Raw genomic sequence first — 18612 nt, 5'->3', positions numbered from 1 at the left:
CGTTCAATCACGCATCACCTCCCTTCACCCATGACTCCGCGACCCGCACATATTTAATCGCCTGGCGATACCAGGTGTAGGCGATATGCAGTTCGCCATCCAGGCCCTGTTTAATGCTGGGATAGGAGAACTCACGGTTTAATTTCTGCTGGGAGTTATTGGTCATGCAGTAGCCATCGCCCTCGTCCAGATTGCGCTGCAGCGGCCAGCTTTTACCGCCATCCGTGGAGATAGCCAGCGTCATCGGCGCACGAGGCGCACCCCAGAAAGCGGTGCGACCACTGTGCACCACCGGCTCAGCGGCGACGGCAACATCACTTACCTCTTCATCATCTTCAATTTCGTCATACAGCGACAACCGGCGTTCGCTGGCACCTTCGGCGCTCATGGCATTGAACACCAGCGCCAGATGACCATTGCGCAGTGTTGTGACCTGAATTGAGGAGTTATTGTTGGGCAGCGATAACGGCTGTGGCGCGCTCCAGCTTTCGCCCTGATCAAGTGAGCGGCTCTGGTAAATGTGGTCAGCCCAGCGGCTGCGGTAGAGCGCCAGCAGCGAGCCATCATCCAGCAGAGTAACGTTCATATGAACGCAGCCGGTGCTGTCAGGCACGCTGACGTCACGCCAGCTCTGGCCTTTATCTTCAGAGATTTTTACCGCGCTCACGTCATAGCTGCCGACCCACTTTTCGCCAGGCTGCGTCAGGCAGTAAAACACCGGCAGCAACCAGTTACCGTTGGGCAGCACCACAATCGGCTGGCGAATAAAGGTGCCGGGCTTATCCAGCAGCGTTTTGATCTCCCCCCAGCTCTGGCCCAGATCGTGAGACTGGCGATAGCGCACAATTGCGGTGTCCTGATTGCCCGATTTCTGCGCCGTCCACAGCAGCCACAGCACCTGGTCGGGATCGAGAAACAGCACCGGATTCTGTTCTGAACGGCCCGGATCGTCAGAGAGTTTTTGGGCTTCACTCCAGCGATCGCTGCCTTTTCGCAGCCGTGAACACCAGACAGAGATATCGGCAATCCCTTCCTGCGTGCCGCCAAACCAGACGCAAAGCAGATCGCCATCGGGCAGCGGCAGCAGGTTAGCCGCGTGGTTTTGCGGGCAGGAGGAGGGCAGCATCGCAACCTGCTGCGCGCTATCCTGCGGGTGAGGCGCAAGCAGGCCGGTGCGTTCTGCGGTGACGGTTTCCTGAGTCATTTTAGGCTCCACTGTTTTGTGCATTGTGTTGCGATTGAGGCTGAGACTGGCGTGACGGGATACAGCGGTCAATCACCATAATAATTGCCGGGGTGATCAGCGCCACGTACATATTGTCGATACCAAACGGGTTACCCATCAGGAACCAGACGGAAGTGACAACGCAGGCGCCAATCAGACCGGCATTGGCGCCGCGTGTGCTCTTAAACCACGGCAGGTAGAACGCCATGATCGCCACAACGGTAATCGACAGACGAATCGCACGGGTAAAGAACGAGAGCTTCAGCACTTCCGGGAAGAACAGAACAAACAGCAGCGGGAAGAAGCCGATGCCAATCGAGATCCAGCGTGTCATTTTAAATTCGCGCTCTGGCGTAGGATTACGATAAGGCACGTAAAAGTCCTTCACCACCAGCGAGGCGATGGCCAGCGCCACGGTACCGACACTGACGAAAATCGAGGCCACCAGCGAGGTGGTGACAATGCCCGCCAGCCACGGCGACATATCCTGCAGAAACACCGGCAGCGCATAGAGGCTCTTGATATCCGGGTGAGCAAACTTCGCTGCCACGCCAATCAGCGCCATCGCCAGACCAATCGGCAGGCAGAAGAAGAAGGCGACCCAGGTGGCGCGCTTCGCTGACTTCACATCTTTGGTGGAGGAGATCGCCTGAATCACAAACTGGGTACAGAAGATCGAACCCACGGTCCCGATCAGCCAGGCCACAATGGTACTGGCACCGACGTGACCATCCCATGTCCAGTAGAATGCCGGCATTTTCTCCATCATCGGGGCGACGCCGCCGGTCATTTTCAGCGCCACATAGAGGATAATCAGGATCCCCATATACTTGATGGCGCTGTGCAGCAGCGTGACCCAGGCCACGCCTTTCATGCCGCCAAACGCAAAGTAGAAGGTGCTGACCACCGCAGTGATAAAAGCAGCCTGGGTCAGGTCGATCTTGAGTACGGTGGAGATTGCCGCCGCGCCGCTGATGTAGTTACCGACGTTCACCAGCAGCAGCGCATAGATCATGATCAGCGAGATAATATTCTTGGTCGAACTGCCATATTTCTCGGCGATAGCACCGGAGATAGTGATCTTTCCGGTGTTGTAGATGCGCTTAACCAGAATCAGGCCAAACAGCGGGAAGCCAATTGCCGCACCAATCACCGACCATGAGGCGGCGAAGCCATCTTCAAAGGCCGCCTGCGCGGTGCCGATGGTGGATTTTGCCCCGATATATTCAGACATCAGCATAATGCCGACGATAAAAGCAGGCATGGCGCGCGAGCCTTCCATAAAGTCGCCGCTGGTTTTACTGCGCAGCCGCCAGGTGAGCCAGGTGGTGAACAGGATATAGGCGACCACCATGCCGACGATCAGTAAGGTGCTCTCAGTTGAAAATGCTTTCATCATGACCTCGATTGTTCTGGCAGATGGCGACCAGCAGGTTCGTTCTCATCTGACCGGTAGGGTGCAAAGGTGATGGACGTTATTGCAGGTAGTGGTTCACGATTTGACGGATCTGCTGCTGCTCTTCGGCGCTGAACTGCACCGCATAGCGGCTTTCACCCACCTCAAAGCCCTGCAGGCTGACCGCTTTTTTCACGGCGGCCGGTGAGAAACCGATGCTGTACAGTGCGGTGCGCAGGCCGGTGACGTTCTCCTGTGCCTGATGCGAACCGGCAATATCGCCCGCATGGAAGCGCGCCCAGATGGCGTTAATCGCCTCCGGTGCCACGTTTGCCAGCCCGGAAATTGAGGCGGAGCAGCCATCCACAAAACCCTGGTGGATCAGCGAATCCGGGCCGTTCAGCACAGCAAAGTCCTGACAGTCGCCGGTAGCCTGCAGAAAGCCGCTCAGACTTTCATAGCTGCCTGCTGAATCTTTAATGCCGATGATGTTCGGATGCGCGGCCAGCGTACGAACGGTCTCTGGCTGCAAGGTATTGCCGGTACGCGCCGGGATGTTGTAGAGGAACAGCGGCACCGTAAGCGCATCAGCCACGCGCTGATAGTGGTCGATCAGCTCCTGCTGCTTAAGCGGAACAAACCACGGCGTGATCGCGGAAACAGCATCTACGCCAAGGCGGGCAATCTGTTTGCCGAGCCGGATAGTTTCACGGGTCGAAATCTCCCCGATATGCGCCACCACCGATGCCCGGCCGTTAACTTCATCGACGCAGGTGGTGGTAACCGCGATCTTCTCCTGCTCGTTCAGCACAAAGAATTCGCCGTTGGTTCCGCCACAGAAGATGCCGTTACCGGCGTTGATCTGGCGTCTGACCTGTTCGCGCTGCCTCTCCGGATCAAAGGCACCTTCCCGGTCAAAAGTGGTGACGATGGCGGTCAGTACGCCATTTATTTTCTTATTCATGACAATCCTCATTACGCCTGGCAGGAAGGGAAAAGCGTCAGGTAGACGGCGCGCACATCGTCGGCGGTGACCGCCATCGGCACGTTGTTCATCAGACGCTGGACGTCGAGCGCGGCTTCCACTAACCAGGGCAGGTGATCCGGGCTGATGCCCAGTGCTTCCAGGCTGGCAGGCAGCTGCAGCCGCGCCACCAGCGCGGTGAAGTAGTCGACCAGCGCGTGTGATTTCGCTTCATCGCTTAAACGGACGTCGGCGTCAGGCAGCAGATCATAGGCCTGAGCGAATTTGCTCACCGCCGCCGGACGGACAAAGCGCATGCAGGGAGCCAGCAGGATGGCGTTGGCAACGCCGTGTGGCAGATGATATCTGCCGCCGAGCGGGTAAGAGAGGGCATGCACCAGATGTGTCCCGGCATGGGCAATCGATGCACCGCCATAATAAGAGGCCCAGAGCATCTCCAGGCGTGCCTGCAAATTTTCTGGCTCGCGCAGGGTGGTTTCGAGATTAGCGAACAGTTTCTTCATCCCAATCAGCGCATAGTTGTCGCTGACCGGGTTGGCGACATTGGCAGTAAAGCACTCAATCAGATGGCAGAGGGCGTCAATACCGGTTGAAGAGGCAATATGTGGCGGCATGCTGGTGGTCAGTTCCGGCACCAGGGCCACCACATCGGGCAGCATCACCGGTGAAATAATGCCGACTTTGGTCTCTTTCTCCGGGATCGCCAGGATCGCATTGGGCGTCGCCTCAGAACCCGTGCCTGCGGTGGTAGGGATCAGTATTGAACGGGTACGGCGCTGCGGTTTTTCGCCTGCCAGCAGGGCGTCCAGCGAAGGCGCGGCGTCGATGCACAGCACTGAGAGTAGCTTCGCCACATCCAGCACGCTGCCGCCGCCGATGCCAATCACCATATCGACATGGGGCCGGGAGAGCGTCGCGATAATCGCTGCCACATCATGCTGGCTTGGTTCAGGCGGGACGCTGTTGACCACGCTGATACCCGGAATCTGATCCCGAAGTTGACCCATCAGCGCCTGCACTGCCGGAATCGCCTCAATGTTCCGGTCAGTGACCACGACTGCTGTCGATATCCCCTTCAGCAGATAGCGCATGTCGTTTAACGCCTGATAACCGCTAATCACCGTGCTGTTAATGTTCATTTCATACCCTTATTTCTGTCCTGTCTGAGCAGATGATTAATCTTGCTCAGCGCAATGCGAAGTCAGTCACTCTCTGTGGCTAATTTTATAAGGCATATCGATTTCGATTAATTTGAACTTGCTCACATATAATCAATCATGATTGAATATAATCAAATACAGCGGCAATCGCCTGACAGGAGTGAGGATGGGCTCATCATTATGGAAAACCCCGGTGCTGGTCATCGCCGATGACTTTACCGGTGCCAACGATGCGGGTAGCGGACTGGCACAGGCTGGCGCCCGCGTACATGTGCTGTTTGGCACTGAGGGACCGTTGCCAGAGGACGCTGCGGATGTGCTGGTCATCAGCACCGACAGTCGGGCAGTCAGCGCCAGCCAGGCCGCAGAGCGCGTGGCTCAGGTGGTGCAGCACTTCGCCGCACAGCTTCAGCAGGGCTGGCTGTTTAAAAAGATCGACTCCACGCTGCGCGGCAACGTCGGTGCTGAAACCGCGGCTGCGCTGCACGCCAGCGGCAAAAGGCTGGCGCTGGTGGCACCGGCCGTGCCACGACTGGGCCGCACCACATGCGAAGGTAAAGTGTGGGTCAATCAGCGCTTACTGACAGACACCGAATTTGCCAGCGATCCGAAAACCCCGATCCTCAGCCCCCGCGTACTCGATCAGATGCAGATCGACGGCACGGAGATCGATCTCCCGACGCTGCGCAGCGATCGGCTTGATGCGGTGTTAGCGGCGGCGCACGGCGTGGTGGTGGTGGATGCCGAAAATGAAGCCGATCTGGCGCGACTGATAATCGCTGCGGCGCGGCTGACAGAGAAGCCGCTGCTGGTGGGAGCAGCCGGGTTAAGCGATGCGCTGGGCGCAGCGCTCTCTGTTCGCCCGTCGCGGCCCGTGCTGGCGGTAGTGGGATCGATGAGCAGCAGCGCGCAGCAGCAGATCGCCACGCTGCTTAACCAGCGGGCAGTTGAGATCGTAGATGTCGATATCCGTCAGCTGTTTCAGCAGCCCGCCTGGCCTGATCGGGATCGCTGGATCGAACAGGCTGCCGCCGCACTGCGTGCCGGTCGCCATACGGTGATCCGCACCTGTCAGCATGAATCCCAGCGTCACGACATTGAGCATCTCAGCCAGCAGCACAGCGTGACCCGCCAGCAGCTGGGCGAAGCGATCAGTCTGTTGCTGGGCGAAATGACTCACAGCCTGTGCCGGACACAGCTGCCGCATGCGCTCTATCTGTCGGGAGGCGACGTGGCGATTGCCGTTGCCCAGGCACTGGGGGCCAGCGGCTTTAAAATTCAGGGTCTGGTGGCGGGCTGTGTGCCGCACGGGGTTCTGCTTAACAGTGAATTTACTCTGCCGGTGATGACCAAAGCGGGTGGCTTTGGTGATGAAAATACCCTGGTAGCAGCCATTGGTTTTATTGAGGAGAAGTCGAGTGAGTAAAATTATTGCGATCACCATGGGCGATCCAGCGGGCATCAGCCCGGAAATTATCATTAAGTCACTCTCTGAAGGTGAGCTGAATGGCATCCCTGCGGTGGTGATTGGCTGTGCCAGTACGCTGCGCCGCATTATGGCAATGAACATTACGCCACAGGCCGAGCTGCGGGTGCTGGACCGGGTGCAGGATGCGCGGTTTGCGCCCGGCATCATCAACGTCATCGATGAGCCTCTGGCCGATCCCGACGCGCTGAAACCTGGCGTGGTGCAGAAAGAGGCGGGAGATCTGGCGTGGCGTTGCGTGAAGCGTGCTACAGAGCTGGCACTGGCAGGCGACGTGCATGCCATAGCCACCGCGCCGCTGAACAAAGAGGCGCTGCATGCGGCGGGCCATCTCTATCCTGGTCACACTGAACTGCTGGCGCATCTTACCGGGACCAAAGATTACGCCATGGTCCTCTACACCGATAAGCTGAAAGTGATTCATGTCACGACCCACATTGCGCTGCGTAAGTTCCTCGATACGCTGAACCAGACGCGCATCAAAACCGTGATTGGTATGGCGGACACTTTCCTGCGTCGTGTCGGTTACAGCGCCCCGCGTATCGCCGTGGCGGGCGTTAATCCGCACGCTGGTGAGAACGGCCTGTTTGGCGATGAGGAGATCACCACCGTGGCACCCGCTATTGAGGCGATGAAAGCGCAGGGGATTGATGTCTACGGGCCTTGTCCGCCGGACACGGTGTTCCTGCAGTGCCAGGATGGACGGTATGACATGGTGGTGGCGATGTACCACGATCAGGGGCATATTCCGCTTAAACTGCTGGGCTTTTATGATGGCGTCAATATCACCGCAGGCCTGCCGTTTATCCGTACCTCTGCTGACCATGGCACTGCATTTGATATCGCCTGGACAGGTAAAGCGAAGTCTGACAGCATGGCGATCTCTATTAAACTCGCGATGCAGCTCGCATAGGGATATATGAAGGGACAGAGCCGTCTTGACCAGATTATGGATTACCTGAAAAGCCATAATCTGGTGACTGTTGAGCAACTGGTCAGTGCGATTTCCGCCTCACCCGCCACGATTCGCCGTGATTTGATTAAGCTGGATAAAGAGGGCGTGATCAGCCGCAGTCATGGCGGCGTTACCCTGAATCGTTTTATTCCTGCCCAGCCGACCACGCTGGAGAAGATGCAGCGTAACCTGGCCGAGAAGCAGGCGATTGCAGAATGTGCCGCCAGCTTTGTCCGGGCGGGCGATGCGGTCGTGCTGGATGCGGGCACCACCATGCTGGAGCTGGCGCGACAGCTCACGCATCTGCCACTGCGGGTGATCACTGCCGATCTGCACATTGCACTGTTTTTGTCTGAGTTTAAGCAGATCGAAGTGACGATTATTGGCGGACGTATCGACGACTCCAGTCAGTCCTGTGTGGGTGAACATGGACGGCGGTTGCTGCGCAGCATCAATCCCGATATCGCCTTTGTCAGCTGTAACTCCTGGAGCCTTGAGCGCGGCATTACCACGCCGACTGAGGAGAAAGCGGGGCTGAAACACGATCTTCTGGCCAATGCGGCTCGCCGGGTCTTGCTGGCGGACAGCAGTAAATATGGCTCCTGGTCGCTATTCTGCGCTTCTCCGGTGGATGACCTGACCGATGTGGTGACCGATAGCCGGTTAGATGAGGCTGTCTGCCGCACGCTGCGCGAGCGCGGGATTACGCTGACGCTGACCTCCGCCTGAACAGAACGCGCCATGTTGCTCTGACCTGATCAGCAGGACGAGAGCAGCACAGCGCGTTTATCTTTATCTCTCGCCGTTAAAACGCGCCGTTAACGCGCGTACGCATCATTCTCTTCGCGCGAAGTCACGGGTGCGTCTACCGAAACCCGTTCAAACCTCAGTCAGGCGGTTGCCGTGATGAAAAAGCAGGGGGAACAAGGAGGGCAGACGCGCAGGTTATGGGTTATAACGCTGCGCGCCTGATAATCAGAGGGTCTTCAGGCCCACTGAGGGGATATTTCTGCCGTAGTAGATCTCGCGCATCTCTTTCCAGAGCAGATCGGTAATGCGCTTGTGCTCCTGCGGAGTGAGATCTTCCGGGCGGGTGTTAAACAGGTAGTGTTTAAGGTCGAACTCTTTCAGCAACATCTTGGTATGGAAGATGTTTTCCTGATAGACATTCACATCCACCATGTCATACATCGCTTTCATATCTTCAGACATGAAGTTCTGAATCGAATTGATCTCGTGATCGATGAAATGCTTCATCCCTTTCACGTCACGGGTAAAACCGCGCACCCGGTAATCGACGGTGACAATATCGGACTCCAGCTGGTGGATCAGATAGTTCAGCGCTTTCAGGGGCGAAATGACGCCACAGGTTGAGACTTCAATGTCTGCACGGAAGGTGCACAGACCGCCTGCCGGATGGCTCTCCGGATAGGTGTGCACGCAGATATGACTTTTATCGAGATGAGCCACCACCGAGTTGGGCAGCGGACCGGGGTGCTCAGAGTTATCGATATCTTTCGGATCGATAGGCTCTTCGCTGACCAGAATCGTGACGCTGGCTCCCTGCGGTTCATAATCCTGGCGCGCAATGTTGAGCACGTTAGCCCCGATAATGGAGCAGGTCTCAGTCAGGATTTCCGTCAGACGGTTAGCGTTATATTGTTCGTCAATGTAGGCGATGTAACCATCGCGTTCAGCTTCAGTATTCGCATAGCAAATATCGTAAATACAAAAACTCAGGCTTTTCGTCAGGTTGTTGAAGCCATGTAGTTTTAGCTTTTGCAATTTCGTTCACCCCCTTAGAAATGCACTATCAGCACGCGGCGGATAACGCATTCAACAGATATTGCGGCAGGGCAAAGCTGCCGGTATGGATTGCTGGCGTGTAATAACGGCAGGTCAGGCCAGCGGCCTCGAAACGCGCCTTTAAAGTCGCGGTGTCGAGCTGGCGCAGCGCCGGATTATCACTCGCCCAGGCAAAGGTCATAATGCCGCCGTAGTAGGTCGGAATCGCCGCCTGATAGAAACTGACGTCCGCAAAGTAATGTCCCAGCTTGCGATGGCTGTTAACGGCCTCATCCTGCTGCAGGAAGCAGACGCCATTCTGCGCCACAAAGATGCCATTTTCATTAAGGGCCGCTTTGCACCCGGCATAAAATTCCGAGGTAAACAGACTCTCGCCCGGACCAATCGGATCGGTGCAGTCGGAGATAATGACATCAAACTTTTCCTGCGTCTGATTAACGAAGTTCACCCCGTCATCAATCACCAGCGTAAAGCGCGGATCGTCATAGGCACCCGCGCTGTGGTTCGGCAGATACTGGCGGCAAAAGGTCACCACGCCCGCATCGATCTCCACCATGGTAATCTTTTCGATCCCGGGATGACGTGACACTTCACGCAGCATTGCGCCGTCACCGCCACCGATAATCAGAACGCTCTTCGCCGCGCCGTGCGCCAGCAGCGGAACGTGGGTCATCATTTCATGGTAGATAAATTCGTCGCGTTCGGTGGTCTGAACGACGCCGTCCAGCGCCATTACGCGGCCCATCGCGGCATTTTCGAAAATGATTAAATCCTGATGCGCAGTCTTCTCACGGTACAGCTCTTTATCGACCGTGAAATACTGGCCAAAACCGGCATGAAGGGTTTCATACCACGTTTCATTGTGGGCCATGGTGCTCTCCTCTGATGACATCGCCATGAAGATGGGCGGCATATGATAGCTAACACTGACCGTGGTTGCACGGTCAATGTCCGGCTGCAGAGGGAAGAATCGTTACCTGACGTAGGCCAGCAGGCTCAGCGAATCGCGGGCCAGTGACTTGCACTTTTTGTCGTTGGTGATGGCGATGCCGCTGAGATCGCGATAGCTATCTTCACCCAGCGCTTTCATGTTGTAGTTGCTGTAGTTGCTTAAATCCCAGCGGTTCTGCTGAGCAAAAAAGACCAGCGCTTTGCGAATCTGCGCGTCCGGTAAATCCTGATAGCCACAATCATTTTTCAGATAGACGAAAACCGCCGTGAGATCGGCCAGATCTTCCGCTTCGGATTCGCTCAGGGCAAAACTGGTGGAGGAGAAGCCAAGGAGTCCCGTCAGCAGCAGGATCCTGATACTTTGCTTCATAGTCGTTCTCTTCAATGGATATTGCTAATGACGTTAGCACAGTTGCTCTCAGGTTTTCGATTAATTTGCCGCTGTGGGCCGCTGCACCGCCTTTTTTTCGTCAGATTCGCACGGGTAAGACTTGACCTTCCCATAAGGTCAGGGTTTAGGCTGTGCGCTCTGATGCCACAAGGATGATCACCATGCAACGTCGCCATTTCCTGAAACTCACTGCCGCACTGAGTGCAGCCGGAGCATTACCGCTCTGGAGCCGTTCGCTGATGGCAGCCACCCGTCCGCTGCTGCCGATTCCGTCTCTGCTGGAACCCGATGCCAGGGGCAGCTACAGCCTCACCGCGATGCAGGGTACCACCCAGTGGAACGGCAACGCGGTGCCGACCTGGGGCTATAACGGCAGCCTGCTGGGGCCGGTGCTGAAGATGCAGAGTGGTAAACCGGTGACGGTGAACATCCATAACCGGCTCAGCGAAGCGACCACTCTGCACTGGCACGGGCTGGAAATCCCCGGCGCAGTGGATGGCGGCCCGCAGGCAGTGATTGCGCCTGGCGGCTCGCGTCAGGTCTCTTTTACGCCCGATCAGCCCGCTGCAACCTGCTGGTATCACCCGCATCTGCATGGCAAGACCGGGCATCAGGTGGCTCAGGGGCTGGCGGGACTGATCCTGCTGGAAGATAAAGAGAGCGGAACGCTGCGTTTGCCCTCGCAGTGGGGTGTGGATGATGTGCCGCTGATTTTTCAGGATAAGCAACTGACCAAAGATGGCAGCCGCATTGATTATCAGCTCGACGTGATGCGCGCCGCGGTGGGCTGGTTTGGCAACATGATGCTGACCAACGGCGTGCACTATCCGCAGCATGCGGTGCCGCGTGGCTGGCTGCGTCTGCGCCTGCTCAACGGCTGCAATGCCCGTTCGCTGCATGTTGCCGCCAGTGATAAACGTCCTCTCTACGTGATCGCCAGCGATGGTGGCCTGCTGGCCGAGCCGGTAAAGCTCGACTCGCTGCCGATCCTGCCGGGCGAGCGTTTTGAGGTGATGATCGATACTTCTGACGGTAAGAGCTTCGATCTGGTGACGCTGCCGACAGAGCAGATGGGCATGACGCTGCCGCCGTTTGACCAGCCGCTGCCGCTGGTGCAGATCCTGCCGCTGCGGGTGATGGCCAGCGCCACGCTGCCGGATCAGCTGGCGACGCTGCCAGCGCTACCCTCAACAGACGGCCTGACGACACGCTGGCTGCAGCTGATGATGGACCCGCAGCTGGACCAGCAGGGCATGCAGGCGCTGATGCAGCGCTACGGCGAGAAAGCGATGGGCAAGGGCGGTCATCACACGATGCCGGAAAAAACGGCTGCCGAGCCGATGCCACCAATGGAAAACATGGATCACAGCATGCACGGCAATACGCCGTCCGCCGGTTACGATTTCCGCAACGGCAATAAGATTAATGGCCAGGCCTTTGATATGACGAAGCCGTCGTTTGCGGTGAAGCTGGGTGATTACGAGAAGTGGACGATTTCAGGTGAAGGCGACGCGATGCTGCACCCGTTCCACATTCACGGCACCCAGTTTCGTATTCTTTCAGAAAACAGCAAACCGCCAGCCCCGCACCGGCAGGGCTGGAAGGATATGGTGAATGTCGACGGCTGGCGCAGCGAAGTGCTGGTACGCTTCAACTATGTCGCCGCCGCAGAACACGCTTACATGGCCCATTGCCATCTGCTGGAGCATGAAGACACCGGCATGATGCTGGGCTTTACCGTCAGCTGATTACGCCTGATCCAGCGCCAGCTTCACATCTTCAATCAGGTCGCCGGCGTTTTCGATGCCAATCGACAGCCGCACCGTGGCGTCAGTGATCCCAATACGCTGACGCACCGCCTGCGGCACGCCGGAGTGGGTGGTGCTGCCAGGATGGCTGGCCAGCGACTCGGTACCGCCCAGGCTTACCGCCTGCTTAAACAGCGACAGCGCATTAAGAAAACGGAACGCAGCGGGCTGATCGCCGACGATATCAAATGAGAAGGTCGAACCGGCACCGCTGCACTGCTCGCGATAAGTTTTCCCTTCGGCGCTCTCCGCATCCAGATAGGGTAGCCAGTGCAGCTTCGCCACTTTCGGGTGATCGCGCAGAAACGCCGCGACCGCTTCCGCATTCTGCCAGGCTTTCTCCATACGTAGCGACAGCGTTTCCAGCGAGCGGCTGAGCATCCAGCTTGAGTGTGGATCCAGTTGCGTGCCGATAGCGCTGCGAAGGGCGCGCACTTTCGCCATCAGCGCTTTACTGCCCATCGCCGCGCCTGCAATCAGGTCAGAGTGACCGCCAACATACTTGGTCAGCGAGTAGAGCGACAGATCAGCGCCCAGCGTCAGCGGCTGCTGGAACAGCGGGCCGAGCAGCGTGTTGTCACAGGCGATAATCGGTCGTGAACCCTGCTGCTGATCAATCTCATCAGCGATACGCGCCATCAGACGGATATTGACCAGGCTGTTGGTGGGATTCGCTGGCGTTTCAATCAGGATCACCGCTACCCGGCCCTGGGCCATCGCCTGCTGAGCGGCTTCACGCACTTTGGCTTCATCATTGCCGTCGCTGAAACCCACTGCTTTGATGTCCAGATTGTGCAGCGTCTTGCTAAGCAGGGTTTCGGTGCCGCCATACAGCGGCTGGGAATGCAGGATCACCTCGCCCGGACGGGCAAACGTCAGCAGGGCAGTGGAGATGGCGGCCATACCGGAAGAGAAGAGCGAACAGCTCTCCGCCTGCTCATAGACCGCCAGCCGATCTTCTACAATTTCGCTGTTAGGGTGGTTAAAGCGGGAATAGACCAGCCCACCCGATTTGCCTTCCGGCGGCTCACGTCGGCCAGAGACGTAATCAAAGAAATCCCGTCCCTCTTCGGCGCTGTCAAAGACAAAGGTCGAGGTCAGAAACACCGGCGGCTTCACCGCACCTTCAGAGAGGCGGGGATCATAGCCATAGTTCAGCATCTGGGTTTCCGGGTGCAGCGGCCTGTCGCCGATATGCGTTTTTTTGCTTGAAGATGAAGTCATTGTGATCTCCGGCCAGCGGCGCGAGTAGGGTAACGATCTGTTGGATAAAGGCTACCATGCAGCGAATCATGCTGGTAAATGCCAGAATGTTCTAAGGTAATGCGCATTTCAGCGAGCCGCAGGCGGCGGGTAATAATTTTCGCGACGTAATCGTTTGCTTATGGGGCCGCGCAGCCGTCGCTGCTGCGTCTGTGATAGACTCCGGGGCTTTTCTGACGTAACCGGGCTGAACGCAATGAAACACACTGTTGAAGTGATGATCCCTGAACAGGCAATCGCCACGCGCATCGCTGAACTGGGCAAAGAGATTAACGACCACTACCGCGACAGCGGCAGCGATATGGTGCTGGTGGGGCTGCTGCGCGGCTCCTTTATGTTCATGGCTGATCTCTGTCGCGCCATCGATGTGCCGCATGAAGTCGACTTTATGACGGCTTCCAGTTACGGCAGCGGGATGTCCAGCACGCGTGATGTGAAAATCCTGAAAGATCTGGATGAAGACATTCGTGGCAAGGATGTGCTAATCGTCGAAGATATCATCGACTCCGGCAACACCCTGAGCAAAGTGCGTGAGATTCTGCAACTGCGTCAGCCAAAATCTCTGGCGATCTGTACCCTGCTGGATAAGCCAGAGCGCCGTGAAGTCGAAGTGAACGTCGAATATGTCGGCTTTGCGATTCCGGACGAGTTCGTGGTGGGCTTTGGTATCGACTATGCTCAGCACTATCGCCATCTGCCTTATATTGGCAAAGTGGTGCCGCTGGAATCCTGATACCGCTCTACCGCACATTCTTCCAAGGCCTGCACCGGTTGCCTGGTGTAGGCTATGCCGCGCTTTACGCTGCGATCGGCTCAGGCCTCGCCGTTCTTCCGCAGATTAGCAATGCCGTGGCGGTAGCGCTGTTCGAGGATCTCCCGGCTGTTTGCCGTCACATCAAGGTTACGCAGACAGCCGTCCTGAATGCCGTATACCCAGCCGTGCAGGGAGACATCCTTTCCGCGTTTCCAGGCAGATTGCAGTACGGTGGAGTGCCCCAGGTTATAGACTTGTTCAATAACGTTGATTTCGCACAGTTTGTCCAGGCGCTTATCCGGCGGGAGTTCCCCCAGCAACACGCTATGCTTGTACCAGAGGTCGCGGATGTGCAGCAGCCAGTTGTCGATTAATCCCAGTTCCGGGTTATCCATCGCCGCCTGCACGCCGCCGCAGCCGTAATGGCCGCAGACGATAACGTGTTCCACTTCCAGCACTTCGATAGCGTACTGCACCACGGACAGACAGTTCAGGTCGGTGTGGATCACCAGATTGGCCACGTTGCGGTGAACAAAGAGTTCGCCGGGTTCGAGCCCGGTCAGACGTTCGGCAGGAACCCGGCTGTCAGAACAGCCAATCCACAGGAAGCGCGGTTTTTGTGCCTGGGCGAGCCGCTCAAAAAAGCTGGGATCTTCTTCAACCAGTAATTTTGACCATTCGCGGTTGTTTCTGATCAGGGTGTTGATGTCTGTCATGGTGTTGAGCGACCGGTTACTGCGCAGAGTGCGCGCGCGTACTATATGACAGGGCCTGATAAATTTAAACGGCATTGCAATGCCATCAAAACAGGGTATGGATGCAGAATGACTTATGCACTGGAACTTTCCCGGCTGACCAAGACCTATCCCGGCGGCGTGCAGGCGCTGAAGGGCATCGATCTTAACGTTGAAGCGGGTGACTTTTATGCGCTGCTGGGGCCAAACGGTGCCGGTAAATCGACCACCATCGGAATTATCAGTTCGCTGGTTAACAAATCCGAGGGCAGCGTGCGGGTGTTTGGCTACGATCTCGAAAAAGATGTGGTGAATGCCAAGCGCCAGCTCGGCCTGGTGCCGCAGGAGTTTAACTTCAACCCGTTTGAGACGGTGATGCAAATCGTTGTTAATCAGGCGGGTTACTACGGCGTTGAGCGTCGTGAAGCCAATGAGCGGGCAGAAAAGTATCTGAAGCAGCTCGATCTGTGGGGAAAACGCGCTGAACGTGCACGCATGCTTTCCGGCGGGATGAAGCGTCGCCTGATGATCGCCCGTGCGCTGATGCATGAGCCTAAGCTGCTGATTCTGGATGAACCCACCGCTGGCGTGGATATCGAACTGCGACGCTCAATGTGGGTGTTCCTGAAAGATCTCAATGCCAAAGGCACGACCATTATTCTCACTACCCACTATCTGGAAGAGGCGGAGATGCTGTGCCGCAACATCGGCATCATCCAGAGCGGTGAGCTGGTGGAGAACACCTCAATGAAAGGGCTGCTCTCCAAGCTCAAATCAGAAACCTTTATCCTGGATCTGGCACCCCGCAGTCCGCTGCCCACGCTGGAAGGGTTCCAGTACCGGCTGACCGATACCTCAACGCTCGAAGTGGAAGTGCTGCGTGAGCAGGGGCTCAACAGCGTCTTCAGCCAGCTTAGCGCGCAGGGTGTGCAGGTGCTGAGTATGCGCAATAAAGCCAACCGTCTTGAAGAGCTGTTTGTGGGTCTGACGACGCAGGGAAAAACAGGAGCAAAAGCATGACACATCTCTACTGGGTGGCGCTGAAGAGCATCTGGGCCAAAGAGGTTAACCGTTTCGCCCGCATCTGGATCCAGACGCTGGTGCCACCGGTTATCACCATGACGCTCTATTTCATCATTTTTGGCAACCTGATCGGGTCGCGCATCGGTGAAATGCACGGCTTCAGCTATATGCAGTTCATCGTGCCGGGATTGATCATGATGGCGGTCATCACTAACGCCTATGCCAACGTGGCGTCGTCGTTCTTCAGCGCCAAGTTCCAGCGCAACATTGAAGAGCTGCTGGTCGCGCCGGTGCCGACCCACATCATTATTGCCGGCTATGTTGGCGGCGGCGTGGCGCGTGGTGTCTGCGTGGGTATTCTGGTGACGGCCATCTCGCTGTTCTTTGTGCCGTTCCACGTGCATTCCTGGACGATGGTGGCGGTCACGCTGCTGCTGACCGCGATTCTGTTTTCACTGGCAGGTCTGCTGAACGCTGTCTTTGCGCGCACCTTTGACGATATCAGCCTGATCCCGACCTTTGTGCTGACGCCACTGACTTATCTGGGCGGCGTATTCTATTCACTGAGTTTGCTGCCGCCGATCTGGCAGGCTGTCTCTAAACTCAATCCAATCGTTTATATGATTAGCGGATTCCGTTATGGCTTCCTCGGCATTAATGATGTGCCGCTGGTGTTTACCCTCTCGGTGCTGGTGGCCTTTATTCTGGTGTTCTACTGGCTGGTCTATGCGCTGATACAGCGCGGGCGCGGATTACGCACCTGACGTTAAGCTGAATGGTAAGGGCCACGCTGCGATAAGGGCGTGGCTTTTTTTTGGGTGGAGAGCAAATCACGCTGACTACGGTTCTGCCTGGCCTTAAAAATCACATTAAAACCCGCCTCATTCGTTATATTTTGTCTCTGAAGCCGCCCGACGCCTCGCTTACACCCTTGCTCACAAAAAATAACCCTAAGTATTATCTGATAATACTCTGACATCTTTCGCTATCTGAATGATTCTTAACTATTAAATATTTTTTAAGAATAGCCTTAAAGTCTGGCTGTTGTTTATTTGATTATGAATTATCAGAATAGCGCCGGAATAAGGTTATTCCTCTGCTCAGGGACGAATGAGTAGGCTAAGAGTCTTCTTAATAAGAAAAATGGCAACCGAATCAGGGCCAGTTTTTAATCAAAGGCAGGAAAAGATGAATCGTATAACGTGGATCGATAATCTGCGGGGATTGAGTATTCTCGCAATCATTTTTTTGCACAGCACTATTGCCGTACATAATAACGCCGGACATTTTACCGCCTTCAGCGGCCTGTTAAATGAGATGCTGGCACCGGTAAGGCTGGGGCTGATGTTCTTTGTTTCAGGTTTATTTGTCGATGCCGGGTTAAGAAAAGGCCTGGGTCCTTTTTTTAATAACAAGGTGCGCAGTATTCTCTATCCATTTGTGGTCTGGGTTGCAGTCTACGGCGGGTTGAAAATCCTGTTCAGCTCGATGGCTAATACGCCGCAATCACCGATGAATATTATTCTCTCCCACCTGACCGGTGGCGGTGATATGACCTGGTTCCTGCATTCGCTGTTTATCTTCTTTATTGTGATTATCTTTGCCCGTCACTTGCCGTTCCTGCTGGTGTTTGCCATCTGTATGACGCTGAGCTGGGCGCTGCCAGCGATTGAGGCGGATGGGGTGTTTGCCAGCTTCGACAATACCCACATCAATAAATCGCTTTATCTGTTTGTATTCTTCTATCTCGGCGATTACGTCGTGAGGAAGCAGGTGGATATCGCAGAGAAAGTGCAGCATGGCCCGACGCTGTTTATCTCGGTAATTAGTTTTGTGCTGCTCTCCTGCCTGAATATCTTTGTACTGGAACGTCATTCCCAGGCGTTATTGTCACCGCTGGCACTATTATCGGTTCCGTTCTTTGTCTGGATTGCGCTGAAACTGAAGTCTGAACTGGTCTACTACATAGGCGTCAATTCTATCGTCTTCTACCTGTCGCATTATCTGGCGATTCAGTTCTTCAGTAAGATTGTGAAGTTTGAAAGCCCGTCAGCCTGGGTAAATGACCTGAAGTTTATTTCGGCATTCCTGGTGGCGCTGGCGTTACCGTGGACATTATGTCTGATGAGAAAACGCGGCTGGTTTAATTTCCTCTTTACGATGAAAAAGTCATCGAAGCCGATGACAACCAAACCGGTTTAATTACTGCAGCAGAAATAAAAAGGGCCGCCCGTTTTACCGGCGGCCCTTTTTTAATCAGGTTGTAATCAGGCAATCTGCACCGGCAGCGCTTTCGCCAGACGCTTCATCTGGTTGTCACCTTCAAAATAGGCGACCTTAGGCTGCCACTGACGCGCTTCGGCATCGTCTACCTGCACATAGGAGCAGATAATTAAAATATCGCCTTCGCAGGCACAGCGGGCGGCCGCACCGTTGACCGAGATGATTTTCGAGCCACGCTCAGCCGCGATAGCGTAGGTGGAAAAGCGCTGACCGTTGGTGACGTTATAAATATCGATCGCTTCATATTGCAGAATGCCGGAAGCATCCAGGAAATCCTGATCGATAGCGCAGGAACCTTCATAATTGAGGTCCGCCTGCGTCACCTTCACGCGGTGCAATTTGCCTTGCAGAACTGTGCGAATCATAGCCAGAAACCTTGTCAGAGAAATAAA

The 18612-nt window shown here is 55.9% G+C and carries 18 protein-coding genes; 8 read left to right on the top strand and 10 right to left on the bottom strand.

Annotation, left to right across the window (positions count from 1 at the left end; translation table 11 throughout):
• Positions 1-7: 7 nt before the first annotated feature.
• From ACO6VX_RS19090 to ACO6VX_RS19075, 4 genes are all read right to left on the bottom strand, one after another.
• On the bottom strand, positions 8-1204 hold the full coding sequence (locus ACO6VX_RS19090; protein ID WP_422458270.1) for a sialidase family protein: 1197 nt from the start codon (positions 1202-1204) through the stop codon (positions 8-10).
• Position 1205: 1 nt separating this feature from the next.
• Positions 1206-2621 (bottom strand): sodium:solute symporter family protein, encoded by a 1416-nt coding sequence (locus tag ACO6VX_RS19085; protein WP_031292876.1) that lies wholly within the window; start codon positions 2619-2621, stop codon positions 1206-1208.
• Positions 2622-2700: 79 nt separating this feature from the next.
• The gene (locus tag ACO6VX_RS19080; protein ID WP_061703640.1) at positions 2701-3585 is read right to left on the bottom strand and encodes a dihydrodipicolinate synthase family protein; all 885 of its coding nucleotides are present in this window, start codon (positions 3583-3585) and stop codon (positions 2701-2703) included.
• An 11-nt stretch (positions 3586-3596) separates the two neighbouring features.
• Positions 3597-4745: an iron-containing alcohol dehydrogenase gene (locus ACO6VX_RS19075; RefSeq protein ID WP_264353277.1), complete on the bottom strand. Its 1149-nt coding sequence runs from the start codon at positions 4743-4745 to the stop codon at positions 3597-3599.
• 187 nt (positions 4746-4932) lie between these two features.
• On the opposite strand from ACO6VX_RS19075, the gene dtnK reads away from it, so the two are divergent.
• The 3 genes from dtnK to ACO6VX_RS19060 are packed head-to-tail and all read left to right on the top strand — an operon-like array spanning position 4933 to position 7936.
• Positions 4933-6192 carry a D-threonate kinase gene (dtnK, locus tag ACO6VX_RS19070; RefSeq protein WP_422458269.1) on the top strand — a complete coding sequence of 420 codons (1260 nt, stop codon included), beginning with the start codon at positions 4933-4935 and terminating at the stop codon, positions 6190-6192.
• On the top strand, positions 6185-7165 hold the full coding sequence (locus ACO6VX_RS19065; RefSeq protein ID WP_022625433.1) for a D-threonate 4-phosphate dehydrogenase: 981 nt from the start codon (positions 6185-6187) through the stop codon (positions 7163-7165). Before dtnK ends, ACO6VX_RS19065 begins: the two co-directional genes overlap by 8 nt.
• A gap of 6 nt (positions 7166-7171) precedes the next feature.
• Positions 7172-7936 carry a DeoR/GlpR family DNA-binding transcription regulator gene (locus ACO6VX_RS19060; protein WP_422458268.1) on the top strand — a complete coding sequence of 255 codons (765 nt, stop codon included), beginning with the start codon at positions 7172-7174 and terminating at the stop codon, positions 7934-7936.
• 246 nt (positions 7937-8182) lie between these two features.
• Here ACO6VX_RS19060 and speD read toward each other — a convergent pair whose 3' ends face one another.
• From speD to ACO6VX_RS19045, 3 genes are all read right to left on the bottom strand, one after another.
• Positions 8183-8992: an adenosylmethionine decarboxylase gene (gene speD, locus ACO6VX_RS19055; RefSeq protein WP_010253978.1), complete on the bottom strand. Its 810-nt coding sequence runs from the start codon at positions 8990-8992 to the stop codon at positions 8183-8185.
• Between the two features lie 28 nt (positions 8993-9020).
• Positions 9021-9884 carry a polyamine aminopropyltransferase gene (gene speE, locus ACO6VX_RS19050; RefSeq protein ID WP_010253980.1) on the bottom strand — a complete coding sequence of 288 codons (864 nt, stop codon included), beginning with the start codon at positions 9882-9884 and terminating at the stop codon, positions 9021-9023.
• Between the two features lie 102 nt (positions 9885-9986).
• Positions 9987-10334, bottom strand: coding sequence for a YacC family pilotin-like protein (locus ACO6VX_RS19045; RefSeq protein ID WP_003854673.1), 348 nt, complete (start codon positions 10332-10334; stop codon positions 9987-9989).
• 182 nt (positions 10335-10516) lie between these two features.
• Here ACO6VX_RS19045 and cueO point away from each other — a divergent pair, with 182 nt between their 5' ends.
• The gene (cueO, locus tag ACO6VX_RS19040) at positions 10517-12103 is read left to right on the top strand and encodes a multicopper oxidase CueO (RefSeq protein WP_422458267.1); all 1587 of its coding nucleotides are present in this window, start codon (positions 10517-10519) and stop codon (positions 12101-12103) included.
• Here the strand turns inward: cueO and ACO6VX_RS19035 are convergent, their stop codons facing one another.
• Complete coding sequence (locus ACO6VX_RS19035) at positions 12104-13387, bottom strand: cystathionine gamma-synthase family protein (protein WP_033756602.1); 1284 nt, start codon at positions 13385-13387, stop codon at positions 12104-12106.
• 235 nt (positions 13388-13622) lie between these two features.
• Here ACO6VX_RS19035 and hpt point away from each other — a divergent pair, with 235 nt between their 5' ends.
• On the top strand, positions 13623-14159 hold the full coding sequence (gene hpt, locus ACO6VX_RS19030) for a hypoxanthine phosphoribosyltransferase (protein WP_010254010.1): 537 nt from the start codon (positions 13623-13625) through the stop codon (positions 14157-14159).
• A gap of 80 nt (positions 14160-14239) precedes the next feature.
• On the opposite strand, the gene can is transcribed toward hpt, so the two are convergent.
• On the bottom strand, positions 14240-14896 hold the full coding sequence (can, locus tag ACO6VX_RS19025; RefSeq protein ID WP_029519477.1) for a carbonate dehydratase: 657 nt from the start codon (positions 14894-14896) through the stop codon (positions 14240-14242).
• Between the two features lie 108 nt (positions 14897-15004).
• On the opposite strand from can, the gene ACO6VX_RS19020 reads away from it, so the two are divergent.
• The 3 genes from ACO6VX_RS19020 (at position 15005) to ACO6VX_RS19010 (ending at position 18139) form a co-directional block, all read left to right on the top strand.
• Positions 15005-15934, top strand: a complete 930-nt coding sequence (locus ACO6VX_RS19020; RefSeq protein ID WP_010254017.1) for an ABC transporter ATP-binding protein — start codon at positions 15005-15007, stop codon at positions 15932-15934.
• Complete coding sequence (locus tag ACO6VX_RS19015; RefSeq protein WP_010254018.1) at positions 15931-16701, top strand: ABC transporter permease; 771 nt, start codon at positions 15931-15933, stop codon at positions 16699-16701. The genes ACO6VX_RS19020 and ACO6VX_RS19015 overlap by 4 nt, the downstream gene beginning before the upstream one ends.
• Positions 16702-17125: 424 nt before the next feature.
• Positions 17126-18139 carry an acyltransferase family protein gene (locus ACO6VX_RS19010; RefSeq protein WP_010671846.1) on the top strand — a complete coding sequence of 338 codons (1014 nt, stop codon included), beginning with the start codon at positions 17126-17128 and terminating at the stop codon, positions 18137-18139.
• A 65-nt stretch (positions 18140-18204) separates the two neighbouring features.
• Here ACO6VX_RS19010 and panD read toward each other — a convergent pair whose 3' ends face one another.
• Complete coding sequence (panD, locus tag ACO6VX_RS19005; protein ID WP_010254022.1) at positions 18205-18585, bottom strand: aspartate 1-decarboxylase; 381 nt, start codon at positions 18583-18585, stop codon at positions 18205-18207.
• Positions 18586-18612: the final 27 nt, after the last annotated feature.

Source organism: Pantoea sp. BJFS-204, assembly GCF_049310725.1.
Classification (GTDB): Bacteria; Pseudomonadota; Gammaproteobacteria; order Enterobacterales; family Enterobacteriaceae; genus Pantoea; species Pantoea agglomerans.
Note: the sequence above shows the minus strand (reverse complement) of the source record. Positions and strands in the feature narration are given on the sequence as shown.

Bases quoted from the DNA above. Each gene is read 5' to 3' on its own strand.
- ACO6VX_RS19045 (WP_003854673.1), bottom strand. From the start codon at position 10,334: ATGAAGCAAAGTATCAGGATCCTGCTGCTGACGGGACTCCTTGGCTTC.
- ACO6VX_RS19015 (WP_010254018.1), top strand. From the start codon at position 15,931: ATGACACATCTCTACTGGGTGGCGCTGAAGAGCATCTGGGCCAAAGAG.
- cueO (WP_422458267.1), top strand. From the start codon at position 10,517: ATGCAACGTCGCCATTTCCTGAAACTCACTGCCGCACTGAGTGCAGCC.
- hpt (WP_010254010.1), top strand. From the start codon at position 13,623: ATGAAACACACTGTTGAAGTGATGATCCCTGAACAGGCAATCGCCACG.
- ACO6VX_RS19020 (WP_010254017.1), top strand. From the start codon at position 15,005: ATGACTTATGCACTGGAACTTTCCCGGCTGACCAAGACCTATCCCGGC.
- ACO6VX_RS19060 (WP_422458268.1), top strand. From the start codon at position 7,172: ATGAAGGGACAGAGCCGTCTTGACCAGATTATGGATTACCTGAAAAGC.
- panD (WP_010254022.1), bottom strand. From the start codon at position 18,585: ATGATTCGCACAGTTCTGCAAGGCAAATTGCACCGCGTGAAGGTGACG.
- can (WP_029519477.1), bottom strand. From the start codon at position 14,896: ATGACAGACATCAACACCCTGATCAGAAACAACCGCGAATGGTCAAAA.
- ACO6VX_RS19010 (WP_010671846.1), top strand. From the start codon at position 17,126: ATGAATCGTATAACGTGGATCGATAATCTGCGGGGATTGAGTATTCTC.
- ACO6VX_RS19075 (WP_264353277.1), bottom strand. From the start codon at position 4,745: ATGAACATTAACAGCACGGTGATTAGCGGTTATCAGGCGTTAAACGAC.
- ACO6VX_RS19085 (WP_031292876.1), bottom strand. From the start codon at position 2,621: ATGAAAGCATTTTCAACTGAGAGCACCTTACTGATCGTCGGCATGGTG.
- ACO6VX_RS19090 (WP_422458270.1), bottom strand. From the start codon at position 1,204: ATGACTCAGGAAACCGTCACCGCAGAACGCACCGGCCTGCTTGCGCCT.
- speE (WP_010253980.1), bottom strand. From the start codon at position 9,884: ATGGCCCACAATGAAACGTGGTATGAAACCCTTCATGCCGGTTTTGGC.
- ACO6VX_RS19080 (WP_061703640.1), bottom strand. From the start codon at position 3,585: ATGAATAAGAAAATAAATGGCGTACTGACCGCCATCGTCACCACTTTT.
- dtnK (WP_422458269.1), top strand. From the start codon at position 4,933: ATGGGCTCATCATTATGGAAAACCCCGGTGCTGGTCATCGCCGATGAC.
- ACO6VX_RS19035 (WP_033756602.1), bottom strand. From the start codon at position 13,387: ATGACTTCATCTTCAAGCAAAAAAACGCATATCGGCGACAGGCCGCTG.